Source organism: Paenibacillus sp. GCM10027630, from assembly GCF_042676305.1.
Taxonomy (GTDB): domain Bacteria; phylum Bacillota; class Bacilli; order Paenibacillales; family NBRC-103111; genus Paenibacillus_S.
Map to the genome: position 1 here is coordinate 467,690 of NZ_JBHTGY010000036.1, position 26,976 is coordinate 494,665.

Sequence of the window (26,976 nt, forward strand, 5' to 3'; positions counted from 1 at the left end):
TGGCAGGAAACTGTTTAGTAACATTTAGATAAGATAAGTAATAAACGTTAATTTTCCTAAATATATCAGGAAAATATTAGGATATTGCCTGCAATGTTGTGATTAATCGGTCCAAGCAGAGTTCCAGCTCCTTCATAGCCTCCTCCAATTCCACGTTATTATTACCCGAGATACATGCCACTTTAAGAGTTTCTTCTAGCTTAGCCGCCGCATTAAAAAGAGGATCAGCCGAAAGACTTCCGGCGGCGCCTTTGAGCGTATGCGCGAAACGCTGGGCTTCCTGAAGACGTCCCTCACTCAAAGCCTCTCTTATCCGTTCCGTGTATCCTACATAATCGCGGAGAAAGATCGAGAACATTTTGAGTAATATTTGTTCCTTTCCAAGCAGCTGAAACAACGCTTTCGACACATTGATATTCTCATTTCCCGATAACAGCTCAATTAGGCCAACGCCTGCTGCTGATGGACTGTAAGTCCAATCTTCCTCTGAGGAAGCAGCCGCATCATTTAACCACTTTTGAATAACCGAATCCAGCATATGCAGCTCAATCGGTTTCGTGATGATATCATTCATCCCCGCTGTCCGGTACTTTTCATGATCATTTGAAATAGCATTAGCGGTTAACGCAATAATAGGTATTTGCTCTAAACGGTCTCCGCTGCGAATCCTTCGAGTGGTCTCAACTCCATCCAGCTCAGGCATAAAAATATCCATAAGGATAAGATCCCAGTCCTCGGAATAAAGCTTATCCAGCACCTCATAGCCTGTTCGCGCCACATCAACGGAGTAGCCGCGCTGAGCAAGCAGCTCCATAGCCGCCTGCTGATTGATTTCATTATCCTCGGCCAGCAGAATCCGCTTCATCCTTCCATTTCCCTGCCTCAGCTGCGACCCACGCTTCAGAACGAACGGTTGGATGGCTGAATGACCCCTGCGGCCTAATGCAGCTTCAATGGTTTGAAAGAAGCCCAATCGGCTCAGGGGCTTAACAACAATACCGTCCGACCTGTACTCCATGGGCACGCTTAACATTTCGTCCCGCCCATAGGCTGTTGTATGTGCTAACGTTATGATACCCGCAGCATCCGCTTCTCGTTTGAAAGCAGCCCATGTTTCAAGACCGTACATATCCGGCATTTCCATATCCATTAATGCCAAGTCATACGGCTTGCCAGAGGTATGCTGCCCAAGCTCAGCAAAGGCTTCCTTCCATGTTGAGAATACAATAGGCTCGTAGGAAAAGGAGCGCAGCATCGCACTTATATGCTCCTGCATAAGTGGATTATCCTCTACGACCATAACTCGCAATCCAGCTTTGTGTATTTTCGATTTCCAATCGTTTGGCTTGGCTCCAGCAGGCAGCATCATGGGAACGGTAAAGCTGAATACGCTGCCTTGACCCAGCTCACTGTGAACCTCAAGGTTACTATCCATTAACTTTATTAGCCTGCTTGCTATAACTAATCCTAAGCCAGTTCCGCCATATTTACGGCTGGTTGAACCATCAGCTTGAGTAAACGGCTTGAACAAGCTGTCCATCTGCTCCGCAGAAATGCCGATCCCCGTATCTTCCACGCTAAAACGAACATTTACAGAAGAACCCTTTTTCTTAACCACATCCACTTTTACTTTAACGAAGCCCTTTTCCGTAAACTTCACCGCATTATTGCATAAGTTGAGCAGCACCTGTTCCAGACGAAGCGGGTCTCCTATTAGCTCATCCGGTAAGCTGTCGTCCGTTTGGATCATCAGCTCAAACTGCTCTTTACCGCCAAGAAAAACGCCCAATACGTCGGATAGTTTGTCCATCAGTTCCTCAGGATGGAACACGACCTTCTCGATCTCCATTTTGCCTGCTTCTACCTTTGAGAAATCCAATATGTCTTTAATAATCCTTAGGAGAGCTTGGGATGAATACAACACTTTAGAAGAGTAATCCTTCTGAACCTCTGTCATATCTGTTTTCTGCATCAGCTGGGTTAACCCGATAATCCCATTCAGGGGAGTGCGTATCTCATGGCTCATCCCTGCAAGAAACCTGCTTTTGGCCAGATTCGCTTCGTCAGCCTCCAGCTTTGCTTGGATAAGCTCCTGACGAACTCTCTTTTGCTCGGTAATATCCCTTGCAATTGCTACAACGCCTAAGAAGTTGCCCTCACCATCACTCAAACCATTCGAATTATAGGTCACGGGAAATCGATTGCCGTCTTTGTGAACAAAGGTCCATTCCCGGTCATATGAAAATTCAAGCAGCCTGAGCTCATGGAATACCGCTACGTCTGGAGTCACGGTGCGTCCCAGCAGCTTGGATAGTCTATCGGCCTCCTCAGTTATTTCTTCTGGAGCGATATACAGCAGCGGTGTCTCCTTATTCAGCACTTCTTCCGCCGTATATCCCAGCATATTCTCGGCTGTTTTACTAAAATAAGTAATCTTATAATCCGCATCCAAGGCGATCATTAAAAAATCATTATGATTTATAATCGTATCCAATCGCTCAAACAAGGTCCTCAAATGGTCCATCATAACATTAACAGATTGTGCCAGAGCTCCTATTTCATCATTATTACTGATTGGAATAGGAGGCAGATTGAAATTTCCTTCGGCCACTGTTTCTGTAACGGATAAAATTTCCTTTACCCTGACAATTTGTCGGTTATAAACTACCGTTAGCAGCCATATCATAATCACCTCTGTAGCGGCAATGGAGAGCACCGTTTTCCAAAATAATGAGTGAAGCGGTTTTTTCATTTCGTCCGTCGGTACCTGCAGCACTACATACCAAGCCGTATCTTCCACAGCTGAGAAAAAGAGGAGCAGCGGATTATTCCTCTCAGACAAATCCCGGAAACCATGCCTGGACTCCAACGGCTTAGTCGTAATCTCTGCTAAAATCGATCCTATCGCTTCCTTATTAATAGAATCTGCTTCTGAGACTTCACTTAAATAAAATACAGTCCCGTCTGCCGTGGACAGCATGATTTTGCCCATATGACCTGCTTGATGATTAATCAGCTGCTTGAAAGCCTTATCCAATAAAATTTCTGCATGGACAAGTCCGATGATGTTATTATCTTTATTAAATACAGGCACTTGCAGTGTGATCAGCCGTTGATTGGCTGCTTTCTCGATAAAAGGATCAGAGACAATGCTCTCCCCCTTCATCACTCTCGTGAATATATCCTCAGAATGGAAGTTAACCTTCCCTCCTGAGCTTATGTCCATGTCCCCTTTTAAATCGGCGAACCCTATTCTTTTATACTCTCCCTTGGAACGCTCCACTTCCTTGCCGAAATAATCAATCCGCTCCGCATCGGTTCCGAATCGCACCTGCTCTGACCGGCTCATGATCTCCACTTCCGCCATTCGGTTCCTTAACCACGCTGACAAATTATATGAGGATAACTGTACCCTCTCATTTGCAGTTTCCTTCAGTGAATCCATAATCCGCTGCTTGGCGGAGCTGTAATTGCTAATTCCTACAACAAACAGGGCCCCTCCCGAAATCAATACAACAACAACCATCATTTTAAAACGCAGCGACAATTCCCTCATCTATCGTCCCCCCATCGCTCCTGCAAATAAAAACTCTTAAGGAGCATTCCTTAAGAGTTAGTTACGTACTTGTACCCTATGCCCCAAACGGTTTTGATTAACTTGGGCTCCTTCGGGTCTTTCTCTATTTTTTTTCGGAGGTTGGCAATATGTACATCGATAGATCGATCATTCACAAAAGAATCAATTCCACGAAGTGTATTAATCAATTGATCCCGGGTAAAAACCTTTTCCTTGTTGTTAACCAAAAGCTTCATTAGCTCAAATTCCGAGTAAGTCGTTTCTACAAACGTATGATTCACAAAAATGGATCTGCGATCATAGTCCAATGTAACCGGATCATTGCCTTCTCCTTGCAGCAGAACTGGAACTGAGACTGGATTTGGCTTTAACATTGACTCAGGACTGTTCATTTCTGTCCGGCGAATCATTGCAGCTACCCTGGCCGTAAGCTCCCGCATGCTAAATGGCTTGCATAAGTAGTCGTCCGCCCCGGCAGTTAAAGCATCGATTCTGTCGAGAACCTCCGTTTTCATCGAGACTGCAAGGATCGGTACATGCGAAGTTTTACGGAACTCTTTGCACAGGTCTTTTCCATTGATGTCAGGGAGCACAATATCCATAATGACAATATCCGGAGCAAATTCAAACAATTGCTGAATTCCTTCCTTGCCATTTACGGCTCTGCGCACCATATAGCCTTCTTCGGACAAATACATCATGGACATTTCGCCGACCATACTATCGTCTTCAATGACTAATACTTTATGCATCCTTTACCACCTGTTTCCGATCGAATGTTAGATGATTATTAAGAATACTCAATCTTTTTTAACAATTACTATGGCATTTAACTTATATTTTACATATATACTATTAAATTGCGTCAATCTTCTACTATAATATACTATATAAAGGAAAAGATCGTCCATATTTCGATAAAAAATTACAGCTGTCCCATTCAGTTCCTCCAAAAAGCTAAAGTGGTGGCGTAAACCTTCGCTCATCTCAATGAAAAAAAGACGACTCCAAAATTCAGCAAGTGAATTGGAATCGTCTTTTCTAAATACAGCTAATTAGTTCCATGTAAATTAACGTTAGTTTTTCGGTGCTCGGACGCAGCTCAGGAATTAAATCGTATTTAAATCATCTTGCTATTCCCAGCCGCCCCCAGGCCGCCAGGGCACTGCCGACAATTCCAGCATCATCCAGCATCTCAGCAGTTTTTATTGTTAATCTATCCCAATACCCGCTGTACACCGACTGCTTCAATTGCTCTCGCATAGACGCGAACAATCGCTCACCAGCCAAAGCCCCGCCGCCTCCAATAACTATAATATCCGGACTGTAGAGCGTTACCGCTGCTGCCAAACCTTTTCCAAGCAGCGTTCCCGTATGATTCATCACTTCCACTGCAAGAGGATCGCCTGCATCAAACGCTTTGGATACATCCGCCGCCGTAAGAGCCTCAAGAGAACTATCCTTCAGCCATTCCTGCATAATGCTTACCTGGCCGTTCTCCAACTGTTCTCTCGCTTGCCTTGCAATTCCGGTGCCTGATACTGCGGTTTCCAAGCAGCCTGTCATGCCGCAGCCGCAGCGATAGGAGATTTCGGGCATAAGGATATGACCCAGCTCTCCTGCCATGTAGCCGCCTCCATAGTACAGCTGTCCATTATTAATCATCGATGCTGCCAAGCCGGTGCCTATCGTAATACCCAATACATGCTCATATCCTCGAGCGGCACCGCAAACAGCTTCACCGTAAACATACATTCTAACATCATTATCTATAAATACAGGGAGGCCAGTCCTCCTGGAGATTTCATCAGCTGTATGTACCTGCGTCCAACGCAGGTTGCCTGCAAATAGGGTAATCCCTTTAATTGGATCAATGAACCCAGGTGTTCCTACCCCGATAACCGATACTTGAGACTTTTCTATTCCAGCTTGCAATACTAAATCCTCAATCATGAGTCCGATTTTATCAAATACATAGCTGCTGCCCTTTGAAGCTTCCGTTGGTTGCTTTATTTTATGAAGCAGCTTCCCCTCAGTATCTACTAAGCCGCAAACAACGTTCGTACCGCCAATATCCATACCAATTAAATAGTTCATCATCAAAGTTCCCCTCCCTATTTCACCAACGGGACCTACCAGAACCACATCCAAGCAATTCCTGCCGGGCCGTTCTCCATCATCGATATTATAGGGGATTCATTTGACATATTCAATCAAATTTATGCTTCTTTCCATCATTTTAGTTACAGCAGCTTGGGTCCTCCGCTTTTTTGGTGCTCAGCGGCTGCACATTTCCCACTATATGTTGGAATGTTCTATTGAATTGCTCCAGTTCAGGCTCCGAAAGTCCGTTTAACCATTGACTAACCAATTCCTTCTCCGACGCCAAAACGTTTTCGAGCACTTCCCGGCCATGCATCGTAATATTTAAGTAAACCACCCTCCGGTCCTCATCATCACGATCTCTTATTAGATAGCCATTCTGGATAAGTTTATCGCATAGCAAAGTGACCGCACTCAATGACAAGGATAGACTCTCCGATAAATGGGTAACCTTGATCGGTCCCTGTCGCTGAATAACTTCCAATGCTGCTACTTGCGATCCTGAGAAACGCGAATCCACATACCTTCCGTAAACAACCACTTTTCGTAATATCCGTCTAAAAACTTGTTGTAATTCCACTTCAATCTGACTGGTATTCATTGTAGAACCTCCTAAACTAAAGCGTTATTTTTGTTGAGCTCAATCAAACATAATCGGCTGCAGCATCCCCTTGTACTAGCACAGTTAATAGGGAGTGAACAAAAAAAGCTTATGATACATCCTATCAATAAGAAAAGCTTCTGTTCGAAGCCCTTTCGAGGAAGAGACATATAAAGTCTGATATTAACAAAAAAGTGCCTTAGGAATACGGATCCCTAAGGCACTTTTATTATGCCTCTATCTAAACTTAGTTCTTCAACGTAGTCAGCAAACGTCTGGCGTCTCCATATGGCGTAGTAACCAATTCATACACTTTAATGGAAATCGGTGATTCCAGTGTATCGGAGGCACTATCAAACATGACGGATTGGTTACCGCTCATCAAGCGGCTATCGCCTGAAAGTGAATACGTTTTGGAACCCAAGCGTTTGCCATCCGGTCCTTCCAGTTGGAATAGCAACTTCGGATTAGCTGGATCAGCCAGCACCGCATCCGTAGTTTTAATATCGAGACCCATCTCCAGCTTGTAGGTATATCCGTAGCTGTTGGTAACCGCATTTTTCGCAGCATAGTTGGTGATATTAAAGCTATCCATCTTCACTTGGTAAGGATAGAATGAGAACTCGTTACCCGTTGGTGTCAATGCACTCAACGTCACATTAACCTGTGCTATAGGCGTTTTGTAGGTCGTCTGTGCTTGTTGAGCCGGCGTTGCTTGAGCTGGCTGTTGCTGTGCTTGTGAGCCAGATTGCGCTTGTGAGCCAGCCGAAGCCTGTTGTCCTTGTTGTTCAAGCAAACGCAATGTGAATTGATTAGCATTTTCCGAACTTGGAACGGTGAAAGCATACATTTGCACAGCGCCCATACCTGGAAGCACGTCGTTTACAGATGTGGTGCTTTGGACACCGTTATAATTAACCCCATTACTTGAGACGATGTCTGCCCCGAGCTTAGGAACAGGAATTACGCTGCCGCTTTTATTAGTAAACTTGATTTTGGCTACAGCTGTTTTATAGTCTCTTCCGTCATTTTCAAACCATTCAATGTTTTGCAGAGCTACTTCCATTTGCGGATTGACGGCTTTACTTAAAGAATCAACCGCAATCGGCTTGCCTAATACATACGTTGGCAATGCGGTTTGGGTTTCAGAAGCTGTCGGTAATTTGAACCCGATCCTGCCAGTGAAATATTGAACGGGTGCAGTCGCACCTTGTTTCAGGAAGTTATGAGATGACAGAACGTAGAAAGCATTCAGCTGTGTGTCCGGTTCCGTTGTAATGGCAAAATTAATATATTTCTGTTCCCCAGGATTTAAAATAACGGAAGATTGCTCTACTCTTGTACCGATAAATGAACGCCCCGAAGCTTGCCCGCTCAAAGTAAAGCTAGGAACCGTTGCAGCATAGCTGGCCGGGTTTTCCACTTTAACCTGCACAATGTAAGTTGGCGCTTGCCCCGTAAACTGTTTGGTCATATTAGTTGCAGTATACTTAAGCGGTGAATTCTCACCAGGAATAGTGAAGGTAAAGCCCCAATTTCCCAATAATGCAGGATCCTGGATAGTTGCTTCAGAGCCACGCCATACGAATGATTCCACTGAAGCATCCGCCAGCAATGTTTCCTTCTTCGGATACACTTGATCATCCACATCGACCCATAGCAGATCAGTTAAATTAAAGTCAGCAATTTTATCAATTTCTGACATATAGCTTAACTCCACAGTGCTTTGCGGCTCAATAGAACGGACATTATCCGTGCTTGCCTTCAATGTATACACCGTTCCATCGGAGGCTTTAACACGAAGCTCATAATCCGGGATACGGACAGTTGAACCCGAGGTATTGCTTAACTTAATGGCAGCTCCGAACCTCCAGCCGCTGGCTGTTTTTTCTTGCAATAATCCCTTGGGCTGAGCCTGTACGTTGTTCGTCAAAGTATAGCTCGGCATTTCCCCTGTTGATAGTTGTACGGAGTTAGACGGTGTTGACGGCGTTGACGGTTTTACAACAATAGATCCTGGAATGTATTGCTGCTTCGCTTCATACGAAGAAGTAACCAGTTGCTCACGGGTTGCTGCAGTTTTTCCTTCAAACATGCCGTCAGCATCATTTTCCATAAGCTTTAATTGACTGGCAAGAGCAGCATAGCCTTTGGCCCAATCGGAAACGGTGTTATCATTCATGCCCTGAGCGGCTTTCGCTTCAGCGTCCTTACTTAAACCACGGATCAAGAAGGCAGCAAGCTGCTCCTTGGTTACTTCTCCGGCAGGATTGTAAGAATTAGCGCCGTAGCCATCGGTGAGATTAGCATTTTTAAGCGACTCAATGTACGGGAGTGCGTAACCGTTAGCCGGATCGTCTGCACTCACATCATTAAAGCTGGATGATTTCAAAGACGCATCCACAGGCAAGCCGAAGACCAAAGCTGCAACCTTCGCGAATTGCGCCCGATTCATTTTATCTTTTAAACCAAAGTTGCCCTCTCCGACTCCATCAAATATGCCTGCTGAAATCATGGCATCGAATTTGATTTTGGACGCAGCATCCAGGTTGTTTAAATCATAAAAATCAGCTGAAGATTTTGCAGTAGCCGCGCCTAGAGCGACGGATGAAAACATAGAAAATGCCATTGCTGCACTCAGTATTATAGGCAGACTTTTCTTCATTAGAGTATTCCCCCATATAAATCAAATATTAGACCAATCTAATCCTTTACGCCTCTACCGTTTCTGCGACTTTTACAGGTCGACCCGCCACCGCAGGTGCTGCCACCTCTTCGGAAACCGGTGCAGGCTGCTCAGCCGGCTGTTCTTTTTTCTTTTTTTTCGAGCGCAATAAAAACACTAAAGGTATACATATGAATGCGGGTAATGCAGAAATATAGAAAGTGTCAGCTATGGATCGGACCATCGCCTCTTTTTGCATAAGGCCTGCCAAATACATAGCCGCCCCTCCGCTTGCTGTAGCCGCATCTACTCCACCCTGGGCCAGAGCCCCGGTAATCGCAGACATATACTGGGAAGCAGGCTCTGAAGTAGAAGGAACATTCTCAGAAATACGGAAATAATGCAAATATTGTCGGCTGCTCATAATCGTTGTTAGTACAGCAATCCCCATGGATGCCATAACCTGGCGGAACACATTCGAGAGTGGAGAAGCGTCCTGAATTTGTTCTTTAGGAATGTCAGCCATACCAACGGTGGAAATCGGCATCATACAAAGCCCGATTCCGAAGCCTCTAATCGTAAGCACCACATTAATCCACAAGTGGGATGTATCGGCTGTTAACGAATGCAGCTCATAAGTAGTTACCCCAAGTATAAGCAAACCAATCACTGATATCGGTACAATTCCGAGTTTCTCCACGAGCTTGCCGCTGATTGGCATCATGAGCGCCATTGCAACAGATTGAGGGAGCAGCAGGATCCCTGCATCCAATGCCGTCATGTTCTGTACATTTTGCAAATAAATAGGCATAAGGAAGGTTCCGCCCATCATCGCCATCATGATAAGACCTGCTGTCAGCACGCTCGCCGAAAATTTAATATCCTTGAATATTTTTAAATTCAAAAGCGGCGATTTCGTAGTAAGCTCTACCCACAATAATAAAGCCAAACTGACTACCGATATAAAAAACAAGCTAACGATATACAAAGACGTCCAGCCCTCGGTTTGCCCTTTACTCAATGCAAGGAGAAGCGTCCCGAAAAAAGTTACGGAAAAAATGGCGCCCCATACATCGAATTTTAAATTTTTGTTTACTGGCGACTCCTTCAGCAAGAAGAAGCAAGCAACAGCTGCTATTACACCAATAGGCACATTAAGCAAAAATAAAGTTCTCCAGCTGTAGTATTGGATGAGATATCCGCCTAAGGTCGGTCCCAATGCGGGTGCAACCATGGCTGCTACCCCCCAGATCCCCATTGCCAGCCCAATCTGCTTGCGAGGCACTATCGTATAAATTACCGCCATGCCGACCGGCATAATAAAACCGCCCGTTAACCCTTGAAAAATACGGAAGGCAATCAAGCTGGAATCATTCCAAGCTAATCCGCATAATAAGGAGCCAATCGTAAACCCTATTACTGACCATACCAGTACCTTCTTACTGCCCAATCGTGTTGCAAGAAAGCCGCTTGCGGGAATTACAACAGCTGAAGCCAGCATAAACCCGGTTACAACCCACTGAATTGTACTCGTCGGTACACCAAATACGGTAGACAGCTTGGGAAGGGCTACATTCACCAAGCTGCTGCTTAATACAGATACGAAAGTACCTAGAATAATAGCTACAAGAGGAAGCCAAAAGCTCGGCTCCTTATGTTCTTCAGCCGGAATTCCGGGAGCGGCCGTTTTTTGAGAATCATCAGACACACCATCGCCCCCTATTCGACTTTCACTGTGCTGCCATCCGTTAGAGCATCCGTTGGATTAATAATAATTTGCTGTCCAGCTTTCACGCTTGCGTTATCCTGCAAATACACCCAGTCCTGATTTTTATCCTGAGTCGTAACCTCAACTGCCTTGGCCGTTTTGTCTTGAATTATATAGATGTAATTTTTGTTGTCTTTTTTGACTAGTGCAGCCTTAGGTAGTTCCATTCGGTTTTGTCCTGCTTCCTTCATATGAACCTCAGCCATCATACCGGCCAGAATCAAGCCATCCTTGTTATCGACGGTTACTTTAACCGGGAAAGTGCTGCTGTTCGCGTTGGATACAGGGCTAACGAAATTCAGCTTGCCTGCAAAAGACTTATCTGGCAAATTGCTGATCTTAACATCTACATCCGCACCGCTTTTTAGCTTACCGATTAGTGAATCTGGAACGCTAAGCTCTATTTGCACTTGATCCATCTTTACAAGATTGAGCAGCGTGACGCCAGGCTGAGCCATCTCTCCAGGCTGGATGCTGCGTTTGACAATGATCCCATCCATTGGAGCTGTAATGGCAGCATTGTTAAATGCGCTCGATGCAAGCTCCAAACCTGCGTTCAGACGGTTCACTTCAGCCTGCAAAGCTTCTACAGTATTACCTGTAGGCCCGCTGCGTGCCAGGTCAAGCTTTGCTTTGGCTGCCGTTACTTGTGCGGCTGACGACTGCAGCTGCGCTTGTGCTTGATCATAAGCGGATTTGGCTTTGTCAAACTCGAAGGTACCTTTATCCATATCGTCTTTCGATACTGTAGAACTACTTTCGTACATGTTTCTTAAACGATTATAATTTTTTTGTGCCAGATCAAAAGCCGATTTAGCTGTGTCCGTTGCTGCTTGAATTTGGTCATTAGCAGCTTTTGCACTTTGTACAGCACTTTCCAAGCCTTGAATTTCCTGGCTTCTCGCCCCTGCCTGTGTATCAGCCAGCTTAGCTTGAGCGGCAATTACTCCCGATTCAGCCTGCTTTAATTGCTGTGACAAGTCATCGGTTTCCAGCTGCACAAGCACATCGCCTTTTTTCACGACAGAGCCTTCATTAACCTTAACATCCAGAACCTTGCCTGAAGCTTTGGAGACAACCTTCACTTCCTGGTCGGGTATAACTTTACCGCTTAGTCCGGATTCGTTTGTTTGTCCAAGCTTGATTGCCTTAACAGAAATGGCTTGTGCCGCGTTAGCTTGCGGTGAAACAGCTGCTCCGCATGCCGGTAAAACCATAACTGCACATAATGAAAGGATCACAGGGATCCATGTCAATTGTTTTCTTCTCATGGTATATGTCCCCTAGCCTTTTAAATGAATTTTTATAGTTGTGCTCATACCTGGAGCTAATGCTAACCCTTGTTGATCATCAATCGATATTTTGATCGGAATACGCTGGGTCACTTTTGTAAAGTTGCCGCTAGTATTCGTTGCTGGAAGCAATGAGAAAGTAGCAGCCGTAGCTTCGCCAATTTCCTTTACCTTACCGACTAACGTGCTGCCTGAAAAAGTATCCACCGTAAACTCAACCGTCTGTCCAACGCTTACCCGATGAATGTCGCCTTCTTCAATGTTAGCTGTAATGTAAAGATCCTTCTTATTTACAACCATGGCAATCGTCTGTCCCGGGGATACCACTTCTCCTGCTTTCGCCATCGTTTTGATGACTGTCCCGCTAATCGGTGAGCGAAGAGCAGCTTGATCCAGAAGGCTGGTTGACAGGTTCGTGTTGTCTTGCTGACCAACAATTTGATCCGAAATTACAGTATCGCCCTCTGCGACCTGTAGGGATGTCATTTTAGCGGAAATACGAGGCATAACTCGATAAATATCACCGGCAATCCTAGAATCTTCTGATTTAATGTAATAATGCGATTGGTACCAGAAGGAGTAACCTCCACCTATGGCTCCAAGCAATGCGACCCCAAGGATCAAATACAATACTGGTTTCCTTTTCATAGCTTTTCCTCAACCTTCTTTTCCAAATAAGTAGTTAGTAATGCCAGTGAATGAATAATAGTATCAAGCTCTTGTTCGGAAAGATCCGACAGCATCTTTTCATAAAAGCTTTCTTGAAAAAAATGAAGCTTCTCTTTTAACAAATCAAATTTATCCGTCTTGCTTATCCAAACAATACGACGATCCGCTTCATCACGAACTCTTTCAATCCATCCATCTCTCTCCAACCGGTCTATAATTCCTGATACTGTGCTATAAGACAGCGCTGTGTGCTCTGAAATTTGTCCAATCGTTTTACGTTCCAAATATACAGTGCCCAGCGTCATGATCTGTGGATTGGTAAGACCAAGTTCCTTTAAATCTTCTTTCATTGTAAGATTGAAAATTTTCGTTAGCTTTCGTATCGAATGTCCGATTTCCATTGCGCGACTCATTACACTCAACCCCCTAATTATTTCGTAAGCGAAATATCAATACAAAAAAATATATCACATGTCAGAAGGCTGAACAATAACTATGCGATAAATCGGCCAAAATCACCCTTTCTTTGAATTGTAAAAAATCATTTGATCACTTTATATTTCGTATAAGAAATATTCATACACGAAATAATATCACGTTTCGAACTATTTGAAAAGTGATTTTTACTTTTTGTTGGAAAAATAAAAAGAAGCCAATCTATATCATAGATGGCTTCCGCATTATTTCTATTAAGCTAATGAACCGATAGCTATCCAGTTAACAACTCCTTGCAGCTCCGGTGAATATTTGCTTCTGACTATTGTAAGCGTTGCACTGGCTTCTTGTTTATCTTCTATTATAGCGTAACAAGCTTCCTGATTCGTTGTTGCTACGAGCACATAATCTGTATTGGCAAATAAACTGTCGAAAATAATAGTTAGCTTAACTACTTCTTCTTCAAGCCGGAGCTGGAAGGATGAAAGTCCAAATTGTTGAATAGTTGCCGCTGCATGAGACGTCTGGACAGATTGGAACGATATCTGAGCCGGGGTAACTTCCTCTTGCGCAATATGCATGGTTTCCTCAGACTCAGGCTGAAGTTCTGTTTCACCGACTGATTCCAAGGACAAATCATTATGAGCTTGCTCTAGAACTGGCACGGCTGCCACTGCAGATGCTGTTTGGAGCTGAGCCTGCAGCCTGAAATCCAAATGAAGAATCGATATGCTTCCTGGCAGCAGGTGATAGCCAGATATTGACTCCTGCTTCACATGCAGACCATCAATGGAGTCACTGCTCAAATGCTCGCCGTTCACCGCACCTATCGCGATGTGCTCCGCCTCTATCGCTCCTGCAGCCAATTTTGCTCCCGTCACCGCCTGCTCTGCCAGCTGCGCAGTACCGATGGCTTCTGCAGCCACTTGTTTTCTTCGCACCGCTCCTGGCGCGATGTGCACCGCTTCTACAGCGTCTGCCGCAAGCTTCGCTCCCGTCACCGCCTGCTCTGCCAGCTGCTCCGTTCCTATCGCCTCTGCAGCTATATGCTTGCTCCGCACCGCGGCTGGTGCAATGTTCACTGCTTCTACGGCGTCTTTCGCCAGCTTCGCTCCTGTCACCGCCTGCTCTGCCAACTGCTCCGTTCCTATCGCTTCTTCCGCGATATGAAAGCTTTGCACCGCTCCTTCGGCTATATGCTCTGCTTCCACCGCTCCTATAACCAGCTTCGCTCCCGTCACCGCCTGCTCTGCCAGCTGCTCCGTTCCTATCGCTTCTTCCGCGATATGCAAGCTTTGCACCGCTCCTTCGGCTATATGCTCTGCTTCCACCGCTCCTATTGCCAGCTTCGCTGCCGTCACCGACTGCTCTGCCAGCTGCTCCGTTCCTATCGCTTCTTCCGCGATATGCAAACTTCGCACTGCGCCTTCGGCAATATGCGATGCCTCTACGGATCCTATGGCAAGCTTCGCTGCCGTCACCGCCTGCTCTGCCAGCTGCTCTGCTCCTATCGCTTCTTCCGCGATATGCAAGCTTCGTACCGCGCCTTCGGCAATGTGGAACGCCTCTACAGCTCCTGCCGCAAGCTTCGCTCCTGTCACCGACTGCTCCACCAGCTGCTCCGTTCCTATCGCCTCTGCGGCTACCTGCTCACTTCGCACCGCTCCTTCGGCAATGTGGAACGCCTCTACAGCTCCTGCCGCAAGCTTCGCTCCCGTCACCGCCTGCTCTGCCAGCTGCTCCGTTCCTATCGCCTCCGCGGCCACCTGCTCACCTCGCACCGCTCCTTCGGCAATGTGGAACGTCTCTACAGCTCCTGCCGCAAGCTTCGCTCCCGTCACCGCCTGCTCCGCTAGCTGCTCCGTTCCGATCGCCTCCGCGGCCACCTGCTCGCCTCGCACCGCTCCTTCAGCGATATGCTCCGTCTCCACTGCGCCAACGGCAAGCTTCGCTCCTGTCACCGACTCCTTCGCCAGCTGTGCTGTACCTATCGCTTCAGCCGCTACCTGCTTGCTTCGCACCGCGCTTGGTGCGATATGCACCGCTTCGACTGTCCCTATGGCGAGCTTCGCTCCAGTCACAGCATGCATAGCCAGCTGTGCCGTGTCTATTGCCTCTGCGGCTACCTGCTCGCTTCGCACCGCACCTTCAGCGATGTGGATAGCCTCTACAGCTCCAACGGCAAGCTTAGCTCCCGTAACTGCTTGCTTCGCCAGCTGTGCCGTACCTATTGCTTCAGCCGCCACATGCTCGCCTTGCACCACGCCTTCGGCAATATGCTCGGAAGCTACAGCTCCTATAGCAAGCTTTGTTGCCGTCACCGACTGCTCCGCCAACTGTACGGTTCCTATTGCTTCTGACGCTACCTGCTTGCTTTGTACTGCACCTTCTGCTATGTGCCCTGCCTCCACCGCGCCCACGGCAAGCTTCGCTCCTGTCACCGACTGTTCCGCCAACTGATCGGTTCCTATCGCTTCCGCGGCTATCTGCTTGCTTCGCACTGCGCCTGGTGCAATATGTCCCGTCTCCACAGCTTCTTCCGCAAGCTTAGCTCCTGTCACTGATTGTTCTGCCAGCTGAGCTGTACCTACCGCTTCCGCCGCTATCTGCTTGCTTCGCACCGCGCCTGGTGCGATGTGCCATGCTTCAATCGTTCCTACGGCCAGCTTTGCTCCCGTCACGGCTTGCTCCGCAAGATGCCATGTGCCTATCGCCTCCGCGGCCACCTGCTCACCTCGCACCGCTCCAATGGCTATATGCTCTGCCTCTACAGTGCCTGCGGCAAGCTTTGCTCCCGTAACTGCCTGCTCCGCCAGCTGCGCTGTACCTATTGCTTCGGCCGCCACATGCTCGCCTTGCACAGTTCCTGAAGCGATATGCTTTGCTTCTACCGCTCCTGCTGCCAGTTTAGCTCCTGTCACCGATTGTTCTACCAGCTGCGCTGTCCCTATTGCTTGTGCCCCCACCTGCTCAATCCGCACTGCGCCAGGCGCGATGTGCTCTGCTTCTACCGCCGATGCAGCCAGCTTCGCTCCCGTCACAGATTGCTCTGCCAGCTGCGCTGTTCCTATGGCCTTAGCTGCCAATTGCTCGCTTCGAATGGCGCCTTGAGCGATATGCTCAGTCACTACCGCTCCAGCAGCCAGCTTTGCCCCGGTTACAGCTCGCTCTGACAAATGAACGGCGCCTATCGCTCCAGGTGCTAGATGTACCGAGTCAACTGCGCCTATAGCGAGCTGGTTAGACTGCACCGCCGCTGCCGCTATTTGCGCCGTTTTTACAGCCCCATCGGCGAGCTTCTCTGAAGTCACTGCGCCGTTGGCAATCTTTTCACTGATTACCGCATCCGAAGCCAAATGAGTGACCTGTACCGAGCCCTTTGCTAAATGTGCAGATTGCACCGCCCCTTCTGTTAAATGCTCAGCAAGCACCGCCTTGCGCCCGAGTTTGTCGCTGGTCACACTTGCTTGTGCCAGCTTAGCTGAAGTGATTGCCAGATTGGTCATCTTATCGGTAGATACCGATTCGCTAGCCAGCTTCGATGTGGTCACACTCTGATTTGAAAGCGCGCTTGACAATACAGCCCCATCTTGAATGTGCTGCTGCTGAATCAAACCTAATGCCAGCTTCTCGGAAGTCACAGCACGGTCCTGCAGCTTAGCTGTTACGACCGATTGCTCCTGCAAATGCTCCTTCCCTACTATGAGTGGACTGAGATGAGCGGAAAGTATCGCTTTTTCACCTATGTGACTGCTTGATACAGACGCGGCAGACAAATGCTCAGCGGTTACCGCTTTCTTCACAATCTTCGTTGAAGTGACTGATAAATCAGCCAGTTTAGCAGAAGTTACAGCTGCTTCTCCTAGCTGTTGAGTATTCACGCTTTGTGCGGCAAGCTTACTTAATGTTACTGCTCCCTCCGCCAAATGGCGTGTTTCCACATTATGCTGTTGGATATGCCGCTTCTCTATAGTCCCTTCCTGCAAATGCACACCATTAACTGAATGCTTTGCCAGCTTCTCTAAAGTTACAGAGCCATCCTTAATATGTTCTGAAAGAACCGAATCACTTGTTAAATGCCCGGCTGTAATTTGCTTGCCTGCAATATTTTCACTGCGTATGATCCCATCCGTTAAATGCTCATGCAAGATCACCTTGGACTTCAAATGCACAGGTCCAATGCTCCAAGGAGCCAGCTTCTCATCAGTAACTGCATGATTTCCGAGCTTCTGAGAGGAGACCTCGCCATCGGCTATTTTATCAGCCGTTACCGAGCGATCGCGCAGCTTCTCTCCAGTTACTGATGAATCAGCGAGCTTAGCTGTATTCACGACATAGTTAGCCAAATGTACGGTTTGAATCGTACCGCTTTTTATTTTCTCCGAAGTAATAGACTGATTTTGAATCAGCTCGCCGGTAATTACTTCCTCTGCCAAATGCTTTGTATGAATCGATTTCTCAGCAATTTTCATGGCATCAATTGTTTTATCCGCCATCTTATCCGATGTAATGCTATTATCTTGGAGCTTACCTCCGCTAATTGTCCGCTCTTGAATTTTATCCCCAGTAATGGCATAAGGAGCGATATGCTCCTCTGTCACCGATTGCAATCCAAGCTTCTGCTGCGTAACACTTCGATCTCCCAGCTTAGCGGATGTCACAGCGTAATCACTCAATTCTTCCGTGCTGATAGTACCCCGCTTTAATTTGCTGCTTTCGATGGTGTTATGAGCTATCTTCTCATTTGTAACCGACGCATCTGCAAGATCGTCCGTGTAAATTACTGCCATTCCTTCAGCATTTGATTTACGCTCCTGAATTACGGGCTGAATCAAAACTGGACGCAGCTGTACAGTATTTGAAGCTAGGTCCTCCTTAACGGGCAGCTCCAGCTTGCTGATGGTTACTCCGTTGTTTTCATTTTGCAATCTTTGTTCATTTTCCTTAGCTTGAATATCATCCAACCATTTTAATTCATTAATATAAGCGCCTGTGCGTTTGCTGCGCAACGGGCCGCCCTTACCAGTACTTCGGCTGCTTCGCTTCCTCATCCTGCTTTTCCTCCCATAATTGGTATACCCCAATTAAACATTTTTTCAGAGCTTCAGGAGCCCTAAGTAGTCATATGTAACATATGCATTCACCCAGAAGGAAGTTATCGTCATTCAGCAAAATAGGCACTAACACAGCAAATTTAAAGCCCTTTATAATTACAAGTTGTTTGTGATCCTATCCCTATGCCTTTACAACAAAAAAAGAGCCCCGGCAGAGGCTCTCGTAGTTAACATACTCCCATACATTCATAAGCTTGGCATTTTTCATTCTTATACAAAAAACGCAATTCCCATCAAAGCTGAAACTGACAATACTATTAACGGATGCATACGATATTTGACAATTCCAATCACTGCAAAAACAAAAATCGCAAGTGTAGCTAGCGTATGGATGTTTATACCCAACAAAGGTTGTCCATTTATACCCATTCGAATCGCAGCGTACAAGATCAAAGCCGTCACAATAGGCTTTAAACCGTAAAGCACTACCTGCACCCAGCGCTCTCTGCCGGCTTTAAACAAGAAGCTCGCTACAGCAATTACAACAAGCACTGAAGGTAGTATCATACCTCCAACAGCTGCCACTGCCCCAACGATACCCGTTGTTTTATAGCCAACCATTATCGCGATATTGGTAGCTATTGGGCCTGGCGACATACCTGCCAATGATACAGCCTGTGTATAATCATTTAAGGTCATCCATTGCTGCTGTAAAACCTCACGTTCGATGATGCTTAGTATGGCATAGCCTCCACCAAAAGAAAGAAGTCCAACTTTGAAAAAAGTCCAAAATAACGTAACTAACATAGCGCCTCCCCCTCCCTAATCGAAACTAGATTCCGTCACCCCAAATGTACTGCCCTGCTAGAATCGGGTTTTGTCCGGAGGTTGGCTTCTTGTCAGCCATAATTTCTTTGGATACTAAAGTCCCGAGCTTCTGCTGCCATTTATATATCGCAATACCAAGAAGAGTGCCAATAAGCAGCAGTAAAGCAGGATGGATATTGGAGAACAGCAAGGCACACAATGAACCTATTACAATAAACAGTGTACTTTTATCATAGACAGCTGATCTCCACATCCTCCAACCAGCAATTGCTATAAAAGCCACAACGGCTGCATGTATTCCTTCAAACGCAGCCGTCACCTTAGGCATATTTTGAACAGCCGAATAACCTATAGTCAATGCGAGCATAATTATAAAATTAGGCAATGAAATTCCCAGTACAGCCGCTATCGCACCTCTCAGCCCTGCGAGTCTGTAGCCTGTTAATGTAGAAGCATTAACACCGATGCCTCCTGGTGATGAGCCTGCAATAGACAATACATCGCTCATTTCATCCTCATCCATCCATTGGCGGTTTTCGACAATTTCTTTTTCAATAGCCGGAATCATCGCATAGCCTCCACCAAAGGAGACAGGACTAATTTTGCAAAATGACCAAAAGATATGCCAGAGTAAAGTTGTATGTTTTTCCGTTATGTTCATGTTCAGCATCCCCTGTCTTCTCGCTCTATGTCCATTATAACTGACTTTATTCCTTTTTGGAATAAACTTTCGTATAAATCTTTTTGATTTCTACTAAAAGCATCAATTATAAGTGAGATATAGGTCTATATACAGCGGAATACTATGAATAATCTAACACTTTATTTCATTATTACATTTAAGACTCTGTTTTATATAAATTCAAAAATCGTTCCGCTGTTTTTTCCCAAGTAAAATGCTCTTGAACCCTAAGTTCACTTTGTGCCCCCATCAATTCAACCTGTCCAGACTGAGTCAATAAGTTAATAATCCAGAGTGCCAATTCATCCTGCAGCCTAGAAGCATCAACCAAATAGCCTGTATTTCCATGCTCGATGATTTCCTTCATGCCTCCTGCTCTCGTCGCTACTACAGGGACTCCGGTAGCCATCGCCTCCACATTAACCAGTCCGAACGCTTCGTTTATATGAGAAGGAACTACAAGCACATCAGCCAAACGGAACCATTCAGGTATTTCAGAATGCGGAACGTATGGAATGAAACGGACATTGTCGCGCATTTTCCTTCCAATTCGGTGCAGCTGCTTTACATAAGGTGTGACACGGTCCGAACCGTAAAAAGCGCTCCCCACAACTATAAGCATGACATCGGGTATATGCGCAATAATTTGCGGCATTGCTTGAAGCAGGTGATGAACTCCTTTAATACCAATCAAACGACCCACATACAGAACTACCTTTTTACCCTCAATGCCACGCAGCTTAAACGATTCCTGCCTAAGGGCAGCCCCTTTCTCCGACCACCGTGAGATGAACTTCCCCGGGTCCACCCCAAGATGATTCACTCTAATCTTTCCTTTGACTCGAGGGACCATACGAATTACCTGCTCTTTTAGAAAATGGCTATTGACGATGATGCGATCAGCAGCAGCCAGACAAACCTTTAGTTCAGCCCGTTTGATATGCCGCTTTGAAATAAAAGTAATTGAATGGAGAACAAGCCAAATTTTCGCTTTCGGATGTGTTCGTCTCAAATAGCGTACAAACCGTGGCCTGTTTTCCACTTGAATGAGCTTAAGATCACGTTTGTATTGTATAAGTTTACGGCTTACATTGCGGATATAGGCTTGCGGAGATGGTCTGGGAACCCTTACATAACGTACTCCCCGACGTGTTTCCAGTAACGGTCTTTTTCTGCCGCCGGTTCTTCCAAAAACAACAGGTCTTACCTCGCCGACTAAATGCGGTGCTACGTGCTCTACAACCAATTCAACGGAGCTGCTCAATGCCGAAGGAATAACGAATGATCCCGGTGTAACAATCGCCACAAAGGGTAATTTCATGCTGCTGCCTCCTTCATCAGGAATGAATTACTGCTTGTGCTAATGTATTCATTCCTGTGGCCGGCTGGAACACTTTGACTCTCTCCAACTCCTCAATTAGAATAGGCCTGCCCCCAATTTTAGAGACAGGCATCACGGGAATCAATCTTACGCCGAAGGCTCATTTGCGAGTCCCCTCGCCTCCACTCCTTCGTATGCCATGCATTCCATCGTATGGTCATTGACCATACCTGTAGCTTGCATATATGCATAACAAATCGTCGAACCGACGAATTTGAAGCCTCTCTTCTTTAAATCCTTGCTCATTGCATCGGATTCAGGGGTACTTGCCGGAACCTCGGCCAAAGTCCGCCGGCCGTTGCAAAGCGGCTTCCCACCGATAAACCTCCAGATATAAGCGTCAAAGCTGCCGAACTCCTCCTGCACTCTCAGGAAGGCTTGTGCGTTCGTAATCGCAGCCTGTACCTTTAAGCGGTTGCGAATAATGCCTGGATTCGCCAATAATTCCGCCGCTTTAGCCTCGTCGTAAGCAGCTACTATTTGTGGATCAAATCCGTCAAAAGCTTGTCTGTAACTTTCACGCTTCTTTAAAACCGTATACCAGCTTAAACCCGCCTGCGCCCCCTCCAGCACTAGAAGCTCGAATAACTTATGCTCATCATGAACAGGAACACCCCATTCATGGTCATGATAACTCATATATAGCGGATCTTCATTGACCCAACCGCACCGTTTCTGTTCCATAGTAATCGTCCTCTTTCTTTCTAATTGTAATAATAGAAGTATATCATAGACATAATCTGTCGCAGAATGAGAGGATTTCATCTATAATCAAGCTAGCTCTTATCCTTTTTCTAATCCTTTTTTCTTTCAGGAGACATTCATAATGACAATCCTTTTACTCGTATTAATGGCTGCATCCATCACGCTTTTTATTACCAAAGCCAAAAACCCTTCCGCCTATTGGATGGCTCTCGTACTGTTAGGCTGGTTCATCAGCATGTCCGGACTTGTTTTGTTTATAGCTAAATATGGAGGCTTCTATTACAAAGTTAATATTGTGCTATTTTTTAACGATTCAATTCGTAACTTGCTCTTGCACTCACCCGTTACTATCGAAGCTATCAGCAGGATGATTACAATAGGCAGATCTTTATTTATATTCAGCCTCATTGGACTATCTGTAACCCTGTTTTATTATCGGCCTTTCCTGAAAATATGGAAGATTTATGCGTTTAACTCGATTCTGCCTTTACTCAACATTTTGTTCTATGATCCGGTTATTTACAAATGGGCGCTTAGCGTTTTGGACCGCGATCAAACCTACATCATCGGTTGGGTTACTAGAGGCTGGTTGGTTATTTCTACTTTGGCAGCGCTTTTTTTTATGGTTTGGCGCTACAAGCGGATCACGATCCACTGGTTCAAAAGCCAAGTCAAGTATACCTTGCTCGGGGTGCTTGCCCTTGTCCTGTTTTATTTTTATTTAGGTTTTATGGGACCGCTGCAAGTGTTTGATGTCCGTACCTACTATGTCCTATACTCCGACTTCTCCAACTTCAACCCTCCATTAACATTGGTTGAATGGTATTTGAGCATTGGTTTTACAGGCATTTTGTCGATCATCAGCATTTTGTCCATCTGGAAATATACGGAGGTAGAGAAAAAACTGGGAAAGCTCGACCTCCAACTCGAACGCAAGCTATCAACCGCCGATATGGGGACCAAGGTATTCACGCATGCAATCAAAAACCAACTGCTAATGATGCAAATTTTATTGCAGCGAACGGATGAGCTTTTACAAACGGAGAGCCCTCCAATACAGTCTGCCAGTGCAATTGAAGCCAATGTAAACAAGGTTTCCGGTATTGTTAGCGAGACCCTGCAGCGGCTTGACCAGCTATACAACTCTTTTAAAACAACCTATCTTCAATTAAAACCGGTCGATGTTCACGAACTTTTGCAGCATACCTTGGATAAGTTTAAAGCCATTCCCGAGCATGTTACATTGGTTAACGACTTTCCGCAGGGACATCCCGTTATACTTGCAGATCAAGAGCATCTGACTGAAACCATTTATAATATTATGATCAATGCGATTGAAGCGATAGATAAGGAAACAGCAGGGATAGTTTCTATTCATTCATACTTGGAGGATGACTGGCTCATTATCAAAATTGAGGATAACGGCTCAGGTATTGCCCAGGATCAGATCGAGCAAATTTTCGACCCCTTTTATACGAATAAAAATACAACTAAAAATTGGGGTGTCGGTCTGTCATATGCCAAGCAGATTGTAAAAGGTCATTTTGGTGATATTCATGTTCAAAGTAAACCAGGAGTGGGAAGTACTTTTCAATTGCTGCTTCCGGTCTATATTAAGGACGAGCTGAATACAAATTAGGAGGAAATTCGGGATGGAGAGCAGCAGAATACGCGTTTTAGTTGCAGAGGATTTAGAGGTGCTGCGCGAGCATTTTTGCCAATTGGTAAAAAAAGAGGCGGACTTTGAACTCGTGGGTCAAGCCTCAAGCGGGAAAGAGGCTTACGCCATCGCAAGTATAGAGCCATTGGATGTCATTCTGATGGATATTGAAATGGATGTGAAACATGATGGGATCATCGCTGCCAAGCGGATCTTGGATGAGTTCCCGCACATACGTATCGTTTTTTTAACCGTTCATGAGGATGATGAAACTGTATTCGGCGCCTTTGAAGCCGGTGCTATCGACTACGTACTGAAAACTGCAGCCAGCTCAGAAATTGTGAAAAGTATTCGTATGGCCCGAGACGGGATTTCTCCAATTCGTCCCGAAATAGCTTATAAAATTCGCAATGAATTTACCCGAATACGGAAAAATCAAGCCAATATGTTTGACGCCATGAGCATCCTCTCCCAGCTAACGCCAACAGAAATGGAAATTATTGAACTGCTGCTCAAGGATCAAAAGGTGCAAGAAATAGCCCAAACGAGACAAGTCGAGCTCTCCACAATCAAATCGCAAATTAATGTTATACTCAAAAAATTTCATAAAAAGCGCTCTAAGGAAGTAGTCAAACTACTTCAAGAGCTTAATGTTACCCATCTGTTTCATAAAATTAAACGAGATCAATAAGCAACCTAGTAGTCATAAAAATATAGCTCTTTCGTTGTGTTAAATGCACAAAGAAAGAGCTATTTTCTATTCCTTATTTTAACTACCTTTATTTAACTACTTTTAAAAACGGAGCTGGACTAACAAAAGTGTCACCTTTGACGACTTCGGTCAATTTGCCGTTTTCAACAAACAATTTCTCTAGATTCTCGTACCACTTAATTACAGTACCATCCTTGAAATAATCGACTTGCTTTTTCGATTCAATCCATTCCGTTGTATCCACTTGCACCTTGAGGGAATCCTCAGGAACCTGCGTATATTTAGCAGTCAGCTTGATCGTTTCTTCGATATTTTTGATGCGATAATCATTGGCTTTAACCCATGCTGCAAGAAACTTTTCGACCAGCTCAGGCTTTTCCTTCAAAAACTTAGGATTGACCACCCAGCTTTGCGGGAATACGTATTCAGGGAAAAACATCTTGTTATCGCCTAACTTCACAATGTTATCCTTGCCAACTTGCTTCTCTATCTCAGATGTATACGGAGACCAGATCGCAACTGCATCCACTTTACCAGCTACAAAAGCCGAAACCGCTCCTGCAACATCCATATTGACAGCGTTAACATCCTCTGGCTTAAGACCGCCTTTTTTGATGCCAAGATTTAGTATCATTTCCCCGGATGTCCCCTTCGGAACCCCGACTGTTTTCCCTTTCAAATCCTTCCAATCCTTGATTCCCGATTTCTTGGTTGCATACACCATATCGCCTGTATTCAAACTATCAACTGCAATGATATTGCCTTTGCCTTGGGCGGATAAGAAGGTTGCACCAGGTCCAATGTAGGCAATATCAATATCACCTGCGGCCATTGCTTGAAATTCAGGAGGACCACTGAGAAATTTTACAGCATTGATCTTTACTCCGGCTTCTTTAAAATATCCTTTTTCTTCACCCAGAACAATAGGTGTAGCCCCATGAATATCAGGCATATACGCAACGTTAATAGTTGGCAGCTCCTTCGGTGCTTCCTTCGCAGGCTCCTTCGGTTTAGCAGCCGGAGCTGTCGTGTCCTTACCTCCGGCAGTACCGCCTGCTGCGCCTCCATTTGTTCCGCCACTCGTACCGCATGCACTCAAAGTAAGCAGCAGCGATATGGCGATCATCCAAACACCAAAGCTCTTTTTACCTGCTCGTATCAACATGGACATTGTTTAATCTCTCCCTTAGCGTTTTCATAAGAAAACTTGCTTCATATGCAGCAACTTTTACTTTTTAACTTCCAAATATTCTTTATATACCTTGGCCCAAATCTCATTTTTGATTTGCACAAATCGTTCATGCAGCTTCGTTTCTTGTGTTCTGGGGTATGGAATATCAACCTCAATGATTTCTTTAATTCTGCCTGGCCTGGCACTCATAATAATAACCTTTTGTGCTAAAATAACTGCTTCTTCCACATCATGCGTAATAAAAAAACATGTCTTTTTCTCTTTTTCCCATGTATGCAACAGTTCCTCCTGAAGCTGTGAGCGGCTTTGTGCATCAAGCGCCCCGAATGGTTCGTCCATTAGCAGCACCTCAGGATTTACTGCGTACGCCCTTGCGATAGCCACCCTCTGCTTCATACCACCGGATAATTCCTTAGGATAGGAATTAGCAAAATCCTTTAAGCCTACCAGTTCCAAATACTTTTCCGCTTTTTCGCGCCGTTCCTTTTTATTTAGGCCTCTCAGCTTCAAACCAAATTCTACATTTTTGATAACCGTTTTCCATGGAAACAGAGCGTATTGCTGAAACACCACCCCTCTCTCTTTACCAGGACCCCACACCTCCTGTCCGTCAACTGTCACGCTGCCTGTCGTTGCATCCTCCAATCCTGCGATGATATTCAGCAGCGTCGTCTTCCCGCAGCCGCTCGGGCCTACGACACATACAAATTCATTTTGATTGATGGTCAGATTCGTATTTTGTAAAGCAACAACGTCTCCGTTACGGCCCTGGTACACTTTGGTCAAATTGGTTATCTCAATCTTGGGCCGGTCTGTTTCTTGGCTATCTCTAGTTATGATTTCCGCAGTTCCTGCCATCCTGTCAGCTTCCTTTCCAGATAGAGTACACCTTTATCCATGGCAAATCCGATAACACCAATAATAATAATTCCTAATATTACAAGATCCATACGGAAGTACAAACCCGCTTCCATGATCATATTGCCCAGCCCCTTGGAGGCGCCAGTCAATTCAGCCGCAACCAATGTCGTCCATGCGCTCGCCAATCCTAATCTTACGCCAACCAGAATGTAAGGAAATGAAGCGGGAACGACAACCTCCATGAAAATATCTTTATCCGTTGCTCCTAATACCCGAGCTGCTTTAATAAGCGTTGGGTCAACATTCCGCACACCCTGATAAATGGAAATAACCATGACCAGAAAGGTAGCTAGAAAAATAACCGAAATTTTTGCTCCCTCCCCAATCCCGAACGCTACAATAACTAATGGAATCAAGGCGATCGGTGGAATTGTACGGAAAAATTGTATCCAAGGTTCAATCAATGCCCGGATCGTAGGATACCAGCCCATTAAAAAAGCAACTGGAATGGCTGCCAGCAATCCTAGCGAGAACCCCCCAAGTACTCTAAAAATACTCGCATAAACATTACTCCAAAGCCTCCCGCTTTGCAGCTCGCCCATAAAGCTTTTTAACAAAGTTACCGGATTGGATAAGATGCTTCCAACCGAGGGTATCGTTGACAGCAGCCACCAGACGGCTACCCCAATCAATAATGAAAGCATTACCATGATGTTAGGATGCACCCTGGAGGAGAAGGGTACCTTCCTTGTTTTATGCTGCATTACTCTTTTTTGCAAATTTTCCATACT

Annotated in this window: 19 protein-coding genes; 2 read left to right on the plus strand and 17 right to left on the minus strand. The window is 45.6% G+C overall.

The features are described 5' to 3' along the window. Window positions 1-76: 76 nt before the first annotated feature. The 14 genes from ACFQ0C_RS18950 to ACFQ0C_RS19015 all read right to left on the minus strand — a co-directional run bounded on the left by ACFQ0C_RS18950 (window position 77) and on the right by ACFQ0C_RS19015 (window position 21,739). On the minus strand, window positions 77-3,556 hold the full coding sequence (locus ACFQ0C_RS18950; protein ID WP_379368561.1) for a response regulator: 3,480 nt from the start codon (window positions 3,554-3,556) through the stop codon (window positions 77-79). 50 nt (window positions 3,557-3,606) lie between these two features. Beyond that, complete coding sequence (locus ACFQ0C_RS18955; RefSeq protein WP_379368562.1) at window positions 3,607-4,329, minus strand: response regulator transcription factor; 723 nt, start codon at window positions 4,327-4,329, stop codon at window positions 3,607-3,609. A 373-nt stretch (window positions 4,330-4,702) separates the two neighbouring features. After that, window positions 4,703-5,677: an ROK family protein gene (locus tag ACFQ0C_RS18960; RefSeq protein ID WP_379368563.1), complete on the minus strand. Its 975-nt coding sequence runs from the start codon at window positions 5,675-5,677 to the stop codon at window positions 4,703-4,705. Between the two features lie 139 nt (window positions 5,678-5,816). After that, window positions 5,817-6,281, minus strand: coding sequence for a MarR family transcriptional regulator (locus ACFQ0C_RS18965; RefSeq protein WP_379368564.1), 465 nt, complete (start codon window positions 6,279-6,281; stop codon window positions 5,817-5,819). 247 nt (window positions 6,282-6,528) lie between these two features. Next, window positions 6,529-8,946: an S-layer homology domain-containing protein gene (locus tag ACFQ0C_RS18970; RefSeq protein ID WP_379368565.1), complete on the minus strand. Its 2,418-nt coding sequence runs from the start codon at window positions 8,944-8,946 to the stop codon at window positions 6,529-6,531. 46 nt (window positions 8,947-8,992) lie between these two features. After that, entirely contained in the window at window positions 8,993-10,654 is a 1,662-nt protein-coding gene (locus tag ACFQ0C_RS18975) for a DHA2 family efflux MFS transporter permease subunit (RefSeq protein ID WP_379368566.1), read from the minus strand. Between the two features lie 11 nt (window positions 10,655-10,665). Beyond that, a complete protein-coding gene (locus ACFQ0C_RS18980) occupies window positions 10,666-11,985 on the minus strand; it encodes an efflux RND transporter periplasmic adaptor subunit (protein WP_379368567.1) in 1,320 nt (439 codons plus the stop codon). Window positions 11,986-11,997: 12 nt separating this feature from the next. After that, on the minus strand, window positions 11,998-12,654 hold the full coding sequence (locus ACFQ0C_RS18985; protein WP_379368568.1) for an HlyD family efflux transporter periplasmic adaptor subunit: 657 nt from the start codon (window positions 12,652-12,654) through the stop codon (window positions 11,998-12,000). After that, window positions 12,651-13,088: a MarR family winged helix-turn-helix transcriptional regulator gene (locus tag ACFQ0C_RS18990; protein WP_258211331.1), complete on the minus strand. Its 438-nt coding sequence runs from the start codon at window positions 13,086-13,088 to the stop codon at window positions 12,651-12,653. Before ACFQ0C_RS18990 ends, ACFQ0C_RS18985 begins: the two co-directional genes overlap by 4 nt. Window positions 13,089-13,364: 276 nt before the next feature. Further along, window positions 13,365-18,161, minus strand: coding sequence for a WIAG-tail domain (locus tag ACFQ0C_RS18995; protein WP_379368569.1), 4,797 nt, complete (start codon window positions 18,159-18,161; stop codon window positions 13,365-13,367). Window positions 18,162-18,434: 273 nt separating this feature from the next. Continuing rightward, the gene (locus ACFQ0C_RS19000; protein WP_379368570.1) at window positions 18,435-18,971 is read right to left on the minus strand and encodes a chromate transporter; all 537 of its coding nucleotides are present in this window, start codon (window positions 18,969-18,971) and stop codon (window positions 18,435-18,437) included. A 25-nt stretch (window positions 18,972-18,996) separates the two neighbouring features. Beyond that, entirely contained in the window at window positions 18,997-19,653 is a 657-nt protein-coding gene (locus ACFQ0C_RS19005; protein ID WP_379368571.1) for a chromate transporter, read from the minus strand. A 178-nt stretch (window positions 19,654-19,831) separates the two neighbouring features. Further along, a complete protein-coding gene (locus tag ACFQ0C_RS19010; protein WP_379368572.1) occupies window positions 19,832-20,995 on the minus strand; it encodes a glycosyltransferase family 4 protein in 1,164 nt (387 codons plus the stop codon). A 147-nt stretch (window positions 20,996-21,142) separates the two neighbouring features. Next, window positions 21,143-21,739, minus strand: coding sequence for a DNA-3-methyladenine glycosylase I (locus ACFQ0C_RS19015; RefSeq protein WP_379368573.1), 597 nt, complete (start codon window positions 21,737-21,739; stop codon window positions 21,143-21,145). Between the two features lie 142 nt (window positions 21,740-21,881). Between ACFQ0C_RS19015 and ACFQ0C_RS19020 the strand changes: the two genes are divergently transcribed. Both ACFQ0C_RS19020 and ACFQ0C_RS19025 read left to right on the plus strand, forming a co-directional pair. Beyond that, window positions 21,882-23,399: a sensor histidine kinase gene (locus tag ACFQ0C_RS19020; protein WP_379368574.1), complete on the plus strand. Its 1,518-nt coding sequence runs from the start codon at window positions 21,882-21,884 to the stop codon at window positions 23,397-23,399. Window positions 23,400-23,412: 13 nt separating this feature from the next. Further along, window positions 23,413-24,111 (plus strand): response regulator, encoded by a 699-nt coding sequence (locus tag ACFQ0C_RS19025; protein ID WP_379368575.1) that lies wholly within the window; start codon window positions 23,413-23,415, stop codon window positions 24,109-24,111. A gap of 88 nt (window positions 24,112-24,199) precedes the next feature. On the opposite strand, the gene ACFQ0C_RS19030 is transcribed toward ACFQ0C_RS19025, so the two are convergent. Genes ACFQ0C_RS19030 through ACFQ0C_RS19040 form a run of 3 tightly spaced genes read right to left on the minus strand, consistent with a single transcriptional unit; the run spans window position 24,200 to window position 26,895 of the window. Continuing rightward, a complete protein-coding gene (locus ACFQ0C_RS19030; protein ID WP_379368576.1) occupies window positions 24,200-25,303 on the minus strand; it encodes an ABC transporter substrate-binding protein in 1,104 nt (367 codons plus the stop codon). Between the two features lie 57 nt (window positions 25,304-25,360). Then, complete coding sequence (locus tag ACFQ0C_RS19035; protein ID WP_379368577.1) at window positions 25,361-26,182, minus strand: ABC transporter ATP-binding protein; 822 nt, start codon at window positions 26,180-26,182, stop codon at window positions 25,361-25,363. Beyond that, window positions 26,158-26,895: an ABC transporter permease gene (locus ACFQ0C_RS19040; RefSeq protein WP_379368578.1), complete on the minus strand. Its 738-nt coding sequence runs from the start codon at window positions 26,893-26,895 to the stop codon at window positions 26,158-26,160. Before ACFQ0C_RS19040 ends, ACFQ0C_RS19035 begins: the two co-directional genes overlap by 25 nt. Between the last annotated feature and the right edge of the window lie 81 nt (window positions 26,896-26,976).